13 protein-coding genes are annotated in these 15,241 nt (G+C 69.9%); 9 read left to right on the plus strand and 4 right to left on the minus strand.

What is annotated here, in order from left to right:
• Window position 1 precedes the first annotated feature (1 nt).
• On the minus strand, window positions 2–1,006 hold the full coding sequence (locus AAY78_RS03470) for a LacI family DNA-binding transcriptional regulator (protein ID WP_046746960.1): 1,005 nt from the start codon (window positions 1,004–1,006) through the stop codon (window positions 2–4).
• A 166-nt stretch (window positions 1,007–1,172) separates the two neighbouring features.
• On the opposite strand from AAY78_RS03470, the gene AAY78_RS03475 reads away from it, so the two are divergent.
• Genes AAY78_RS03475 through AAY78_RS03490 form a run of 4 tightly spaced genes read left to right on the plus strand, consistent with a single transcriptional unit; the run spans window position 1,173 to window position 6,221 of the window.
• Entirely contained in the window at window positions 1,173–2,423 is a 1,251-nt protein-coding gene (locus AAY78_RS03475; RefSeq protein ID WP_046746961.1) for a sugar ABC transporter substrate-binding protein, read from the plus strand.
• 2 nt (window positions 2,424–2,425) lie between these two features.
• Entirely contained in the window at window positions 2,426–3,520 is a 1,095-nt protein-coding gene (locus AAY78_RS03480) for a carbohydrate ABC transporter permease (RefSeq protein WP_045262335.1), read from the plus strand.
• Window positions 3,517–4,359, plus strand: coding sequence for a carbohydrate ABC transporter permease (locus AAY78_RS03485; RefSeq protein WP_113680247.1), 843 nt, complete (start codon window positions 3,517–3,519; stop codon window positions 4,357–4,359). Before AAY78_RS03480 ends, AAY78_RS03485 begins: the two co-directional genes overlap by 4 nt.
• Window positions 4,356–6,221: a glycogen debranching N-terminal domain-containing protein gene (locus AAY78_RS03490; protein ID WP_046746962.1), complete on the plus strand. Its 1,866-nt coding sequence runs from the start codon at window positions 4,356–4,358 to the stop codon at window positions 6,219–6,221. The genes AAY78_RS03485 and AAY78_RS03490 overlap by 4 nt, the downstream gene beginning before the upstream one ends.
• A gap of 45 nt (window positions 6,222–6,266) precedes the next feature.
• Here the strand turns inward: AAY78_RS03490 and hutI are convergent, their stop codons facing one another.
• From hutI to hutH, 3 genes are read right to left on the minus strand one after another with little or no spacing between them, the layout of a single operon-like run.
• Entirely contained in the window at window positions 6,267–7,430 is a 1,164-nt protein-coding gene (hutI, locus tag AAY78_RS03495) for an imidazolonepropionase (RefSeq protein ID WP_046746963.1), read from the minus strand.
• A gap of 12 nt (window positions 7,431–7,442) precedes the next feature.
• Window positions 7,443–9,122, minus strand: coding sequence for a urocanate hydratase (gene hutU / locus AAY78_RS03500; RefSeq protein WP_046746964.1), 1,680 nt, complete (start codon window positions 9,120–9,122; stop codon window positions 7,443–7,445).
• Window positions 9,115–10,656: a histidine ammonia-lyase gene (gene hutH, locus AAY78_RS03505; protein WP_046746965.1), complete on the minus strand. Its 1,542-nt coding sequence runs from the start codon at window positions 10,654–10,656 to the stop codon at window positions 9,115–9,117. The genes hutU and hutH overlap by 8 nt, the downstream gene beginning before the upstream one ends.
• Before the next feature lie 70 nt (window positions 10,657–10,726).
• Here hutH and AAY78_RS03510 point away from each other — a divergent pair, with 70 nt between their 5' ends.
• The 5 genes from AAY78_RS03510 (at window position 10,727) to AAY78_RS03530 (ending at window position 15,122) form a co-directional block, all read left to right on the plus strand.
• Window positions 10,727–11,491, plus strand: coding sequence for an IclR family transcriptional regulator (locus AAY78_RS03510; RefSeq protein WP_046746966.1), 765 nt, complete (start codon window positions 10,727–10,729; stop codon window positions 11,489–11,491).
• 72 nt (window positions 11,492–11,563) lie between these two features.
• Window positions 11,564–12,766 (plus strand): OmpA family protein, encoded by a 1,203-nt coding sequence (locus AAY78_RS03515; RefSeq protein ID WP_046746967.1) that lies wholly within the window; start codon window positions 11,564–11,566, stop codon window positions 12,764–12,766.
• 44 nt (window positions 12,767–12,810) lie between these two features.
• Window positions 12,811–13,368 carry a DUF3060 domain-containing protein gene (locus AAY78_RS03520; protein WP_164734068.1) on the plus strand — a complete coding sequence of 186 codons (558 nt, stop codon included), beginning with the start codon at window positions 12,811–12,813 and terminating at the stop codon, window positions 13,366–13,368.
• Between the two features lie 18 nt (window positions 13,369–13,386).
• Window positions 13,387–14,106 carry a response regulator transcription factor gene (locus AAY78_RS03525; RefSeq protein WP_046746969.1) on the plus strand — a complete coding sequence of 240 codons (720 nt, stop codon included), beginning with the start codon at window positions 13,387–13,389 and terminating at the stop codon, window positions 14,104–14,106.
• Complete coding sequence (locus AAY78_RS03530) at window positions 14,103–15,122, plus strand: sensor histidine kinase (protein WP_046746970.1); 1,020 nt, start codon at window positions 14,103–14,105, stop codon at window positions 15,120–15,122. Before AAY78_RS03525 ends, AAY78_RS03530 begins: the two co-directional genes overlap by 4 nt.
• Window positions 15,123–15,241: the final 119 nt, after the last annotated feature.

Consider the following 15,241-nt stretch of genomic DNA (forward strand, 5'->3'; position numbering starts at 1 on the left):
GTCAGCGCACGACGAGTTCGGGCGTGATCAGCGCATGCGCAGAGCCGGCCTGAAGGGTGCGCGGGGCGACGATCTCCCCCGTCGGGCCCATGAGGAGTTCGAGGACGGCCGTCGCCACATCCTCGGGCCGTTGCTCGACGCTCGAGAAGCCCAGAGCCTCGGCCGTCGGCGTGTTGTCGAAGCCGATCACGGGAAGCGAGAGTCCGGCAGCGGCGACAGCCAGCAGCGCACCGACCGCGAGTGAGTCGCTGGCGCAGACGAGAGCGTCGGGCACATACCCCGCGGCGAGCGCCGCGTCGACACAGGCACGCCCGAGGGGAACCCCCTCCTCCGCGGTGAGCCGTTCGCCCTGCGCTCCGGCCGCAGCCATGGCCTCGCGCCAGCCGCGCTCACGGTCGTCGCCGGTCCCCGAGCCCGTCGGCCATCCGAGGAACGCCACCCGTCGGCCGTGCGTCAGTGCGTGCTCGGTCGCCGCCCGTGTTCCCGCGGCGCCGTCGACGTCGACCCAGAGGTGGCGCGGATCGGCGATATCGTCTTCACCCCACGGTCGGCCGAACGAGATGAACGGCAGTCCATCCTGGTCGAGGCTGCGCACGCGCGGATCGTCGCGCGAGGTGCCGGTGATGATCGCGGCGTCGATCTCCGACCCCTCCCACAGCTCCGACAGCCGCTGGATCTCCTCTTCCCGCGTACGTGCGGCGTAGACGAGCATGCGCATGCCGCGCTCGCTCGCCCGCTCGGTGACGGCGTGCACGAAACGGTCGAGCACGACACCCGAGATGCCACCGAGATACGGATCGAGACGGATCCCGATGGTCGAGCTGCGTCGCAGCCGCAGTCGTCGGGCGGCCGCATGGCGGCGATAGCCGAGGTCGTGGATCGCCGTGAGGACGCGCTCCCTGGTCGCCGGGCGGACGATGTCCGGGGTGTTGAGCACGTTCGAGACGGTCTGCCGCGAGACGCCAGCGCGCTCGGCGACGTCTTCGACGGTCGGCGCCTTCGCCATCGCACCTCCTCATCCGTGTCCGGGTTGACACTTCCCGCGACTCCCGCTTAGCCTATTCCACGCAGAGTTTGATCGTTCAAATTTCTGCGTCGATCCCGCACGGTCCTCCCGAGACCGTCGCCAGAGATTCATCGAACCCGCAGTGACTCATCAAAGGAGAGAGACCATGACACGGCACACCACTCGCGCAGTCCTCGGCACCGGGGCGGTGCTGCTCACGAGCGCGCTCGTGCTCACCGGCTGCGGCTCCGGTTTCGCCGGAGACGACACCAAGGCCGACGGCGAGGGGCTCACCTCCTCCGACGACGCGCTCACGGTGCTGATCGGCTCCTCCGGCGACGCCGAGACCGCGGCCGTGCAGTCGGCTGTCGACGCCTGGTCGGCCGAGTCCGGCACGAAGGTGAAGCTGCAGACCGCGAGCAACCTCGACCAGGAGCTGTCGCAGGGCTTCGCCGCCGGCGACCCCGCCGACCTGTTCTACCTCTCCACCGACCAGGCCTCCGGCTACGCCGCGAACGGATCGCTCAAGGCCTACGGCGACCAGCTCTCCAACAAGGACGACTTCTACCCGTCGCTCGTCGAGAACTTCACGGTCGACGGCACGTTCTACTGCGCGCCCAAGGACTTCTCGACGCTGTCGCTCATCATCAACACGCAGATGTGGACCGACGCCGGCCTCACCGACGCCGACCTCCCGAAGACCTGGGACGACCTCTCCGCGGTGGCACAGAAGCTCACCACCGCCGACCACGTGGGCCTGGCCTTCGGCGCCGAGTACCAGCGCGTCGGCGTCTTCATGGCGCAGGCCGGTGGCGGTCTCGTCGACGACGGCACGGTCATCGCCGACGACGCCGCCAACGTCGAGGCCCTCGACTACGTGAAGTCGCACCTGGTCGACGGCACCTTCGCCTACGCCAAGGACGTCGGGGCCGGCTGGGGCGGCGAGGCCCTGGGCAAGCAGTCCGCCGCGATGGTCATCGAGGGCAACTGGATCACCGGAGCGCTGTCGAACGACTACAGCAGCCTCGAGTACACGGTCGCCGAGCTCCCCGAGGGCGCGGGCGGCAAGGGCACGCTGCAGTTCACGAACTGTTGGGGCATGGCTGCCGACAGCCCGAACCAGCAGGCCGCCCTCGAACTGGTCGAGTACCTGACGAGCGCCGACAGCCAGCTGGCGTTCTCGAAGGCGTTTGGCCCGATGCCGTCGATCAAGTCGGCCGCCGACGAGTGGACCGCCGCGAACCCCGAGCTCGCCCCGTTCCTCGCCGGTGCGGATTATGCCCAGTTCCCCCCGAACCAGGCCGGCACCGCCGACGTGATCGCCGACTTCAACTCGCAGCTCGAGTCGCTGAAGACAGCCGACCCGAAGACGATCCTCGACTCCGTGCAGTCGAACCTCGAAGCGGTCGTCGAGTAACCATGGCGGTCAAGGCAGCGTCTCGCCGCGGTGGGGCCTCCGGGCTCCGCCGCGGCGAGGCGGCAGCCGGATGGCTGTTCACGGCGCCGGTGATCGTGATCCTCGGTGTCTTCCTCCTCATCCCGGTGCTCATGGCGCTGTGGGTGAGCGTCTCCGACTGGGGCGGCCGCGGCAGCCCCCTCTCCGGATCGGTCTCGTTCGTCGGTGCCGACAACTTCTCGGCCGTCCTCACCGACGGCGGTCTCGCGACCAAGGACTTCGGCACCGCGCTGCGCAACAACGCCTGGTACGTGCTGCTCGTGGTCCCGCTGCAGACCGCGCTCGCCCTGTTCCTCGCGATCCTCGTCAACCGCGCCATGCTCCGCGGCCGCGGCTTCTTCCGCACCGCCTACTACTTCCCCTCCGTGACCAGCACCGTCGCGATCACGGTGCTGTGGATGTTCCTCTTCACCTCCAGCGGCGCCGTCAACGACGTGCTCTCCTGGTTCGGCATCAACGGGCCCAACTGGTTCAACGATCCGCGCGGCATCCTGCATCTGGCACTCGGCACGGTCGGCGTCGATGCCGGTCCCGCGGCGCTCACCCAGGGCGGCACACTCGGAGTGTCGTGGTGGGAGTGGCTCGCCGGTCCGTCCGTCGCGATGAGCGCGTACATCCTGATGGCCATCTTCACGACCTCCGGCACGTTCATGCTCATCTTCCTCGCAGGTCTGCAGAACCTCGGCGCCGACGTCGATGAAGCGGCCATGATGGACGGCGCGAACGGCTGGCAGCGCTTCTGGCGCATCACGCTCCCGCAGCTGCGCCCGACCCTGTTCACCGTGCTGACCCTCGGCCTCATCGGCTGCTGGCAGGTGTTCGACCAGATCTACACGGGCACGCGGGGTGCGCCGAGCAAGACCACGCTCACCCCCGCCTACCTCTCGTACCAGACCGCGTTCCAGAACCAGGAGTGGGGGCAGGGTGCGGCGATCGCGTTCATCCTGTTCGTCATCATCGTGATCTTCACGCTCCTGCAGCGCTGGGTGCTGCGGGACCGGCCTGTGTCGAAGCGTCGCATCCGCGCGTACCAGTCGTCCAAGGGAGCATCCTCATGAGGCGGCTCTCGTCGAAGCAGCTGACCTGGCAGATCGCCCTCTACGCGCTGTTGATCATCCTCGCGATCATCTACATCTACCCATTCCTGATCCAGGTCGCGACGAGCTTCAAGACCGATGAGGATGCCGCGTCCAGCGGGATCACGCTGATCCCCGACGTCTGGACGTTCGCGGCGTACGAGCGCCTGTTCCGCAACTCCGACTTCCCGTCGTGGTTCGTGAACAGCGCCATCGTGACGATCTTCGTCACCGCGGGTCGGGTGTTCTTCAACTCGCTCGCCGGGTACGCGCTCGCCCGACTGCGCTTCCGCGGGCGCGGTGTCGTGTTCGCGGCACTCGTGGCGGTGATGTCGGTTCCCACCGTGGTGCTGCTCATCCCCAAGTTCCTCGTGATCAACCAGCTCGGCATCTTCAACTCCTATGCCGGGATGATCCTGCCGCTGCTCGTCGATGCAGCAGGGGTGTTCATCATGAAGAACTTCTTCGAGTCCATCCCCGAGTCGGTCGAGGAGCAGGCGCGCATCGACGGCGCCGGCACGTTCCGACTGTTCTGGTCGGTGGTGCTGCCGATGGCGACGCCCGCACTCGTGACGATCGTGATCCTGTCGTTCCAGGGTTCCTGGAACGAGCTCAGCCACTTCATCGTGTCGACCAACGACCCGGCCCTGACCACCCTGACCAAGGGCGTCGCGTCCCTCGCCAGCGGTGGACTCAGCCAGGGCACCCAGTATCCGCTCAAGCTGGCGGCCGCGCTCATCATGACGATCCCCGTCGCCGTGATGTTCTTCGTCTTCCAGCGCCGCATCATGAACTCCACAGAAGGAGCCGTCAAGGAATGACCCCCACCCCGCCCCTCCAGCCGTTGCTGGACGACGCCGTGATCATGCTCGAGGCGCCGACCCAGGCCTGGTCCGACGACATCGGCCGCATGGGTACCGCACCGATCCACGGGATCTACCACGGCGACGTCCGGCACATCCGGAGCATCGAGATCACCGTCGACGGCACCGCGCTCGAGTCCATCGGGTGCGTGTCGGCGGTGCCGCAGCAGACGGTGCTGACCGACCTGCTGCGCGGGCTCGACGACGAAACGGCCGACCCGAAGGTGCGGATGGACCGTGATCGCCGGGTCGCCGCCGGTGCGTTCTCGGAGCGGATCACGATCACCTCCCACCTCGACGCACCGGTCGCCACAGCGGTGACAGTGCGGGTGCTCCCGGACTTCGCGCCGATGCAGGAGGTCAAGGCGGGGCTGGGTACCGAGGCGACGTGGAGCTGGGACGGATCCATCTGCCGTGCAGGCGAGGCGTCGTTCACGCTCACCGCTCCCGAAGCCGCGGTGACGCAGGACGGGGAGGCTCTGATGCTGCGGTGGGATGCGGTGGTGCCGCCACGCGGATCCGTCGCCCTCGGCTGGGCGGTCGACCTCGACGACCCGACGCTCGTTGTCACCGCTGCCCGTCCGTCGCGGGCTCCGCAGCCCGCCGTCCCCGCGGATTCGCGCGCTGCCCGCTGGATGGCGCAGGCGACCGCCGACCTCTCGGCGCTCCGCCTCGCGCTGCCCGACCATCCGGACGACGCGTTCTACGCCGCAGGAGCCCCCTGGTTCTTCACTCTCTTCGGTCGGGACTCGCTGTGGGCAGCCCGCCTCGCCCTCGCGGTCGACCCCGACATGGCGGCCTCGACGCTGCGGGTGCTGGCCCGGCTCCAGGGCACCGGGCACGACGCCTCGACGGCCGAGGCTCCGGGCAAGATCGCGCATGAGCTGCGCAGCGGCGCCCTGTCGTTGCCGAACGAGGGCGTGCGCCTGCCGCCGCTCTACTACGGCACGGTGGATGCGACCCCGCTCTGGATCTGTCTGCTCGCCGACGCCCACGCCGAGGGCATGCCCGAGCGAGAGGTGCGGGCACTGCTCCCGGCACTTCGCGCCGCGTTGACGTGGATGACGGTGCACGGCGACGCCTCGGGCAGCGGCTTCATCGACTACGCGGACGAGTCGGGCCACGGACTCGCGAACCAGGGCTGGAAGGACTCCGGCGACTCGATCCAGTGGCGAGACGGACGCCTGGCCGAGGGCCCCATCGCGCTGAGCGAGGTGCAGGGCTATGCGTACGAGGCTGCTGTGCGCGGCGCGGATCTGCTCGACACGTTCGGCGAACCCGGCGGCGCTGAGCTGCGGGCGTGGGCTGCCGACCTGCGCGAACGTTTCCGTGCTGCGTACTGGATCACCACGCCAGAGGGCCGCTACCCCGCGATCGCCCTCGACGCCCACGGCGCCCCGGTCGACACCCTCACCAGCAACATCGGACACCTGATCGGCACCGGCATTCTCGACCCCGAGGAGGAGCGGGCCTGCGCCGCGCTGCTGACCGCGCCGAGCATGTCGAGCGGCTACGGCATCCGCACCATGTCGACCGATGCTGCCGGATACTGGCCGCTCAGCTATCACGGTGGCAGCGTGTGGGCGCACGACACCGCGATCGCCGCGCACGGCATGATCCGCGCCGGGCTCGATGCCGAAGCACGCGTGGTCGCCGAGCAGCTGCTCGACCTGGCGGAGGGGTTCGACTACCGCGTGCCCGAGCTGCACGCAGGTGATGCGCGCGTGCCCGGGGGCGCGCCCCTTCCCTACCCCGCCGCGTGCCGCCCGCAAGCGTGGTCGGCGGCCGCGGCCGTCGTCGTGACGCAAGCCCTGGGCTGACACCCGGACGGATCGGACGAGCGATCGGCTGAGCGCCCGCGGGCCTCAGTCGATCGCTCGTCCGTCCTTCCAGACGGTGTCGACGAGGGGAACGCCCGGCCGGTAGGCGAGGTGGATGCGGGTCGGCGCCTTCAGCAGCACGAGGTCGGCTCTGGCCCCGGGCGCGATCACGCCGACGTCGTCGCGGCGCAGTGCCTTCGCCCCGCCCGCCGTCGCGGCCCACACGGCCTCGGCCGGGGTCATCCCCATGTCGCGCACGGCCACGGCGATGCAGAACGGCATCGACGAGGTGAAGCTCGACCCCGGGTTCGTGTCGCAGGCCAGCGCCACGGTCACTCCGGCGTCGATCAGGCGTCGGGCGTTCGGATACGGCTGCCGCGTCGAGAACTCCACCCCCGGCAGCAGAGTGAGCACGGTGTCGGAGCCGACGAGCGCGTCGATGTCGGCGTCCGTCAGATAGGTGCCGTGGTCGATCGAGGCCGCACCGAGCTCGACGGCCAGACGCACGCCCTCTCCCGGACCGAGCTGGCTCGCATGCACGCGGGGGGCGAGTCCGCGCGCGATGCCGGCTTCCAGCACCCGCCGCGACTGCGCGACCGTGAAGGCGCCCGTCTCGCAGAATACGTCGATCCAGGTGGCGTGCGGGGCGCACGCTTCGAGCATGGGCCCGGTCACCAGGTCGACGTACTCGTCCGAGCGGTCGGCGTACTCGGCGGGCACGACGTGTGCGCCGAGGAAGGTCACCTCGGGCGTCACCTCTGCCGCCAGGCGCACCAGGCGCTCCTCGTCGGCTACGCTCAGCCCGTAGCCGCTCTTGATCTCGACGGTGGTCGTGCCCTGCGCGAGCATCTCGTCGAGGAAGCCCCGCAGGCGGGCGCGCAGCTCGTCGTCGCTCGCGGCGCGGGTGGCCGCGACGGTCGAGCGGATACCGCCGGCCGCGTACTTCTGCCCCGCCATGCGCGCCTCGAACTCGACGGCGCGGTCGCCCCCGAAGACGAGGTGGCTGTGGCTGTCGACGAATCCGGGAATCATCGCACGCCCGGCGGCGTCCACGACCTCGTCGGCTTCCGGTGCCTCTGCCGCGGCACCCACCCAGGCGATCCGCTCGCCCTCGATCAGCACCGCTGCGTCGGCCAGCGTCCCGGTGCGGCCGTCAGCCGTCGCGACGTTCGTCGTCAGTTCCGCGATGTTCGTGATGAGCGTCGACATGTCCTCACCCTCTCAGAGCATCGGCACGTTCAGGCCGCGCTCACGGGCGACGTCGCGCGCGTGCTCGTAGCCGGCGTCGACGTGGCGCATCACACCGGTGCCGGGGTCGTTCGTCAGCACGCGCTCCAGCTTCTGGGCGGCGAGATCAGAACCGTCGGCCACCGTCACCTGACCGGCGTGGATGGAACGGCCGATGCCGACGCCGCCGCCGTGGTGCAGCGACACCCAGGAGGCACCGGACGCCGTGTTGAGCAGGGCGTTCAGCAGGGGCCAGTCGGCGATGGCGTCGGAGCCGTCCTTCATCGCCTCGGTCTCGCGGTAGGGCGAGGCGACCGAGCCGGAGTCGAGGTGATCGCGACCGATCACGATAGGAGCCGAGAGCTCGCCCGAAGCGACCATCTCGTTGAACTTGAGTCCGGCGAGGTGGCGCTCCTTGTAGCCGAGCCAGCAGATGCGGGCGGGAAGCCCTTCGAAGTGCACCTTCTCCCCAGCCTTCTCGAGCCAGCGGTGCAGGGCGGCGTCTTCGGGGAAGAGTTCGGCGATCGCCCGGTCAGTCGTGTAGATGTCTTCCGGGTCACCCGAGAGCGCAGCCCAGCGGAACGGCCCTCGTCCCTCTTCGAACTGCGGGCGGATGTAGGCCGGCACGAATCCGGGGAACTCGAATGCCCGGTCGAACCCGCCCAGCTGCGCTTCGGCGCGGATCGAGTTGCCGTAGTCGAACACCGCGGCGCCCGCATCCTGGAACGCGACCATCGCCTCCACGTGCGCTGCCATCGATGCGCGCGAGCGGCGAGTGAAGTCCTCCGGGTCGCGCTCGGCCTCGGCCTTCCAGTCCGCCACCAAGGTGCCGAGCGGGAGGTAGGCGAGCGGGTCGTGGGCGCTGGTCTGGTCGGTCACGATGTCGATCGGCACCCCGCGGCGCAGCAGCTCGGGGAACACCTCGGCCGCGTTGCCGACGACACCGACCGAGAGGGGCTCTCCGGCGTCCTTGGCGGCGACCACGCGGGCGACGGCCGCGTCGAGATCGGTCGTGTACTCGTCAAGATAGCCGTGTTCCACGCGGCGGGCGAGGCGCGACTCGTCGACGTCGACGATCAGCACCGCCCCGTCGTTCAGGGTCACCGCGAGCGGCTGAGCGCCGCCCATTCCCCCGGCGCCGCCGGTGAGGGTCAGGGTGCCGCGCAGCGAGTCGCGGCCGAGCGAGCGGGCCACGGCGGCGAAGGTCTCGTACGTGCCCTGCAGGATGCCCTGGGTGCCGATGTAGATCCACGATCCGGCGGTCATCTGCCCGTACATGATGAGTCCGAGCTCTTCGAGCTTGCGGAACTCGGGCCACGTCGCCCAGTCACCGACCAGGTTCGAGTTGGCGATGAGCACGCGCGGGGCCCACTCGTGGGTGCGGAACACGCCGACCGGCTTGCCCGACTGCACGAGCAGGGTCTCGTCCGGTTCGAGCTCGTCGAGGGTGCGCACGATCGCGTCGTAGGCCTCCCAGCTGCGGGCGGCCTTGCCCGTGCCGCCGTAGACGACCAGGTCTTCCGGATGCTCGGCGACCTCGGGGTCGAGGTTGTTCATGAGCATGCGCTTGGCGGCTTCGGCGCCCCAGCTCTTCGCGGTGCGCTGGTTGCCACGGGCAGCGCGGACGACTCGCGATCCGGAAGCGGTGCTTTCTGATGCGACGTTCTCAACCATGAGTGTGCTCCTTTGCGATGCGGGCGACGTCGCCCGACTGGACGAGGGCGGTGACGGCTTCCATGTCCGGGGAAAGGAAGCGGTCGGGTCCAGGACCTGCGGCGACGGTGCGGACCAGGTCACGAACGGCTCCGGTCGCGGGCCCCGCCTGCAACGGCGCGCGCAGATCGAGGGCGCGGGCGCCGGTGAGGATCTCGATGGCGAGCACGCGGCCGAGGCCGTCGATCGCGCGGCGCAGCTTGCGGGCGGCGGCCCATCCCATCGACACGTGGTCCTCCTGCATGGCGGACGACGGGATCGAGTCGACCGAGGCGGGGACGGCGAGACGCTTGAGCTCGGAGACGATGCCGGCTGCCGCGTACTGCGCGATCATGAGGCCGGAGTCGACGCCGACCTCGTCCGCGAGGAACGGCGGGAGTCCGTGGCTGCGGGCCGGGTCGAGTGCGCGGTCGGTGCGACGCTCGGAGACCGAGGCGACGTCGGCGACCGAGATGGCGAGGAAGTCGAGCACAGCGGCGACCGGAGCCCCGTGGAAGTTGCCGTTCGACTCGATGCGCCCGTCGAAGGTGATGACGGGGTTGTCGATCACGCTGGCGAGCTCGCGTCCGGCGATCAGCGTCGCGTGGGCGAGGGTGTCGCGGGCGGCGCCGTGCACCTGGGGCGAGCAGCGCAGCGAGTAGGCGTCCTGCACGCGGCCATCGTCCGGGCCCTTGTGGCTCGCGACCATGGGGGAGTCGCCGAGGAAGGCGCGGAGGTTGGCCGCGGACTCGGCCTGGCCCGTCTGTGCGCGGAGGGCCATCAGGTCAGCGGCGAACACGGCGTCGGTGCCGAGCTGCGATTCGACCGACATCGCCGCGGCGATGTCGGCGGTGAGCAGGAGCGTCTCGAGGTCGTGCAGGGCGAGCACCAGCATGCCCAGCATGCCGTCGGTGCCGTTGATGAGCGCGAGCCCCTCCTTCTCGACGAGGGTGAGCGGCTCGATGCCCGCAGCAGCCAGGGCGTCGGCTGCGGGGACCAGTGCGCCGGATGCGTCACGCACGTCGCCTTCGCCCATCGCGGCCAGGGCGATGTGCGCGAGAGGGGCCAGGTCGCCCGAGCAGCCGAGCGAGCCGTACTCGCGCACCACGGGGGTGATGCCCTCGTTGAGCAGGGCGGCGTAGGTCTCCACCACGACCGGGCGCACGCCGGTTCGACCGGAGGCGAGGGTCTGCAGGCGCAGCAGCTGGAGTCCGCGGACGACCTCGCGCTCGACCTCGGCGCCGATGCCCGCGGCGTGCGAGCGGATCAGGCTGGCCTGCAGCTGCAGGCGACGGTCGGGGGCGATGAAGGTGGTCGCCAGAGCGCCGAATCCGGTGGAGACACCGTAGTGCGGGTTCGGGTCGGCGGCGAGGCCGTCGATCACCCGGCGGGTGTCGGCGACGCGGGCGAGAGCTTCGGCGTCGAGCTGCACGGGGGCATCATCACGGACGACGGCGACGACATCGGCGGGCGACAGCGGGGCCGCTCCGACCAGCACGGGGGCGAGTTCGGTCATGGTTCGATTCCACACCCGACGGGTCATGCGGGACACCCGTTCGTGCGATGCTTTGTCTGTGATCCCAGACATGCGCTCTCCGGCTCCGGCGGCCCAGGTACCCGCCGCGGAGAACACTCTGCGCATCCTGAGCTATCTCGCTGGGCGGCCGGCCCCCGTCGCGGCGTCGGCCATCGCGCGCGAGCTCGACCTGCCGCGGTCGACGGTCTATCACCTGCTCTCCGCCCTGGCGACGCACGGGTTCGTGCTGCATCTGCGGGAGGACCGGCGCTGGGGACTCGGGACGTCGGCCTTCGAGCTCGCCGGCGGGTACGCCAGGCAGCAGCCGCTCGCGCGTCTCGGCCGTCCACTGGTCGCCGCGCTCTCCGACCGCCTCGGTGAGAGTGCGCACCTCGCGGTGATTAGCGGCGGGGACGTGCTGTACATCGTCGAGGAGCGGGCACCGCGGCGGCCGGCCCTGGTCACCGATGTGGGTGTGCGGCTTCCGGCCCACCTCACGGCGTCGGGGCGGGCCATGCTCGCGGCGCTCCCCCGCGAACAGGTGCGAGCGCTCTATCCCGATGTCTCGGCCTTCCCCGACCGCACCGGTGTGGGTCCGCGCACCCCGTCGGCTCTGCGCGAGGTGCTGCGCGAAGTGCGCGCTCGCGGCTATGCGACGGAGGACAGCGAGGTCGCCGACGGGTTGCGCAGTGTCGGTGCCGCCGTCCGTGATCGCACGGGTTGGCCCGTGGCGGCCGTCGCCGTCACCTGGGCGGGCGACGCGGTGACGGAAGCGGAGCTCGCGGATGCCGTGCGATCCACCGCCGACACCCTGCAGACACGCCTCACCCGCTGACGTCGTCGACATGTCGCAGGACTGCGACATCGTCGCGACAGCCTCGCCACACCCGGTCGATACGCTCGTTCCATGACCACCGTACGCACCTCCGCTCGGCGCTCTGTCAGGACCGCTGGCCTCGTCACCGCCCTCGCTCTTTCCGGCGGCGCCCTCGCCGGCTGCGCTCCGCAGACGTCCGCCGCTCCGAAGCCTCGCCCGACGTCGGCCCCTCCGGCCGCAGCCGCGACGGTCGACACCGTGCCCGGGTATGACGTGGGGCAGTTCCCGCCCGTGCCGCTGTTCGTGCTCCCGGATCTGTCGCTGCTCGACACCTCGGCGTCGGCGTTCACGATCGAGGTGAACGCCGCCCTCGCCGACATCCCCGGGGTCATCGCGACGCCCGCGCACTGCGACGCGACGGGTGCGGTCACCTCCGGCAACGGCAGCGCCTACCTCTACGGCGATGGGTCCGGGGCGTTCACGGGACCCGACGGCACGGTGCAGAACTTCGGCGACGGGTCCGGCACCTCGACGATCAACGGTGTGACGATCCAGAATTTCGGCGATGGGTCGGGCAACTACTCGGACGGGGTGGTCACGATCCAGAACTTCGGCGACGGCTCCGGCAACTACACGGACGCGACCAAGACGGTGCAGATCTTCGGCGACGGGTCGGGCAACTACACCGACGGCAACGTGACCATCCAGAACTTCGGCGACGGATCCGGCAACTACGAGGGCCGCGGTGTGACGATCCAGAACTTCGGCGACGGGTCCGGCAACTACACCGACGGCGACCTGACCATCCAGAACTGGGGCGACGGCACGGCGAAGGTCAACGGCGAGGACGTGGAGGCGGATCCGCTGCCCGAGGTTCCACGGCTGGGGGTGTTCCCGCCGCTGGGCGCTCTCGCTCCGCTCGAGTCGTGCGGCACGACGCTCACCTTCGAAGACGGAGTGCTCTTCGACTTCGACCGCAGCGACATCCGCCCCGATGCCGCCGCGACCCTCGACGCGGTCGCCGAGGTTCTCAGCACCCTGAAGGTCGGGGAGGCGGTCGTCTCCGGGCACACCGACGCGATCGGCGATGACGACGACAACCAGCGCCTGTCCGAGGACCGGGCTGACGCCGTAGTCGATGGACTCACGAGTCGCGCCGTGAGCACCCGCTTCACGGCCGAGGGCTTCGGTGAGAGACGGCCGGTCGCCGCGAACGAGATCGATGGCGCGGACAATCCGGCGGGACGACAGCTGAACCGTCGCGTCGAGATCTTCATCCCGGCGGCGCTCTGATCCGCGCATTCGCGGAAGTTCCCCGGTACGAGAGGATGGACACCATGCGACGAACGATTCCTCGCTCTTCACGGCGCATCGGCGCGCCGGCGACTCTGGCCACGCTGGTGCTCGTCGGAGCGCTGACCGGGTGCACGGCCACGATCGTGGACCGGGCGAAGGACGGGACCGATTCGGCCTCGTCAGGGTCGACATCTGCCTCTGAGCCATCCAGTCCGGCGCCGCCTACCGAGCCGGACACGGCGGAGCCGGACGACTCCACGAAAGCCGGGGGCGAGCTCTCCGCCGCGAATGCCGCCGACCGCGAGCGTCTTGTCGCCGCGGCGACGACGACGATGCCGTGCCCGACCGACACCTTGAATCAAGACGGCGCCGTGATCCGCGTCGAAGGGTCGTGTGCCGACCTGGTGATCGACATCGACGCGGGCGTGGTCATCGCCGACGACGTGACGAACCTCAGGCTCTCGGGGTCGGGCACCGTCATCTACGCCGAGACCATCGATTCGCTCACGGTCACCGGGAGCGCGAGTGTCGTCTATTGGACAGGTGAGACGCCCGCGGTCGACGATCGCGGCACCGCCAACACCCTGGTGCACGGCTGAGGGCGAGAGCGGTCGCGCATGAGCACACCTGAGCGTCCCCGCATCCTGCTGGTCGACGACGACGAGGCGATCACCGGGGCACTGGCCGCGTTCCTCGGGCGCAGCGGATTCGAGGTGCGCGTCGCGGGCGACGGGCGGGCCGGGCTCATCGAGGTGGAGCGCGACGTGCCCGACCTGATCGTCTGCGATGTGCTGATGCCGCATATCGATGGACGCGAGTTCGTGCGGCGGGTTCGGGCTCGCCAGTTGTGGCTGCCGATCATCCTGCTCACCCAGGTCGGGGAATCGTGGGAGCGCAGTGCCGCGCTCGACGAGGGCGCCGACGACTACCTCAACAAGCCCTTCGATCCGCATGAGCTCATCTCGCGCATCAGGGCCGTGCTGCGTCGGACCGCGCAGGGAGCGGGATCGTTGCGGTCGGCCCAGCGTCTTCGCGCGCTCGACCTCACCCTGGATCGGACGGCGCGGAGGGTGTGGCGCGACGGCGTCGAGCTCACCCTGACTCCCAAGGCGTTCACCCTGCTCGAGTACCTGATGCTGCATCCGCAGGAGGTGCACACGCGCGACCAATTGCTCGCCACGCTGTGGGGCTTCGACTTCGCCTCATCGAGCCGGGCCGTGGATCACCGCATCGCGGAACTCCGACGCGTCGTGGACGACAGTTCCGCGGATGCGCCGTTCATCGATACGGTGCAGGGCATGGGATACCTGTTCGCCCCGAAGGTCACCGCGACATGAGCGACCGCGCAGGGGTCGCGCTCGGAGTCACCGCGGCTGTACCGGTGGCCGTGTGCACACTGGCCGCGGGTGGGATGCTGCTTGCCGGCGATGAGCGGGCCCTGGTGCTGGAGACGACGTTGCCCGGCGCGGTGTTCGCTGCGGGACTGGTCCTCTCCGCGGGGCCCGCGATCGGCCTGCTCGTGCGGGGTCGGCGCCGCCGCCGGATCGCGGCGGCCCAGGAGCAGCATGCCGCAGAGATCGCGACCGCAGTCGCCGCCGCGGCTGAGCACGAGCGGGCGAACCACCGGAGGTTCCTCGCCCGGCTCGATCACGAGCTGAAGAATCCCCTCACCGCGATCCGCGCCACCGCCGTGGCCGCGCAGAGTGCAGGAGAGGGGTCGACTGTCACGGTCGGCGTCGCCCCTGCCATTCACGAATCGACCGGCGCAGGGCAGCCTGCGGGCTCGGACGATGCCGGCGCGTGGCGCACGATCGACGCACAGGCGCAGAAGCTGAGTGGACTCGTGCGGGATCTGCGCAAGCTCGCGGAGCTCGAGACGTGCCCCTTGGAGAGCGAGACCGTCGACGTGGAGGCGCTGGTCGTTGAGGCCATCGAGGCGGTCGGGCCACAGCACCCGGCTGCTCGTGCGCGGATCTCCTTCGCCGTGACGCGGGTGCCATGGCCGGTGCCTCCCCTACGTGCCGACCTCGACCTGTTGTCACTCGCGATCGACAATGTGCTCGGCAACGCGGTGAAATACTCGACGGACGGACCCATCGAGGTGCGGCTGCGTGAGGATGGCGGGTGGGCTGTGCTCGAGGTTGCCGATGCGGGGCGTGGAGTGCCGGCGGCGGAGCTGCCTTCGGTGTTCGACGAGCTCGCCCGTGCGCAGAACGCGCGGGATGTGAGCGGCTCCGGGATCGGCCTGACCCTGGTCGCGACGGTGATGCGCCGGCACGGGGGAGATGTGTCGATGCGTTCTGTTGAGGGCGCGGGCAGTGTCGTGACGCTACGCCTCCCGACGCACGCCTGAGGCGCAGTAGGCGGTTTCGACGAAGCAACCACGCGTGTACTTTCGTGGATGCCGCGTTAACGCAAGAAAGCCACCCAGCATTGGGTGGCTTTCTTGTTTAAAAGGAGTCCGGCGGTGTC

This window comes from Microbacterium sp. Ag1 (genome assembly GCF_001005635.1).
Taxonomy (GTDB): domain Bacteria; phylum Actinomycetota; class Actinomycetes; order Actinomycetales; family Microbacteriaceae; genus Microbacterium; species Microbacterium oxydans.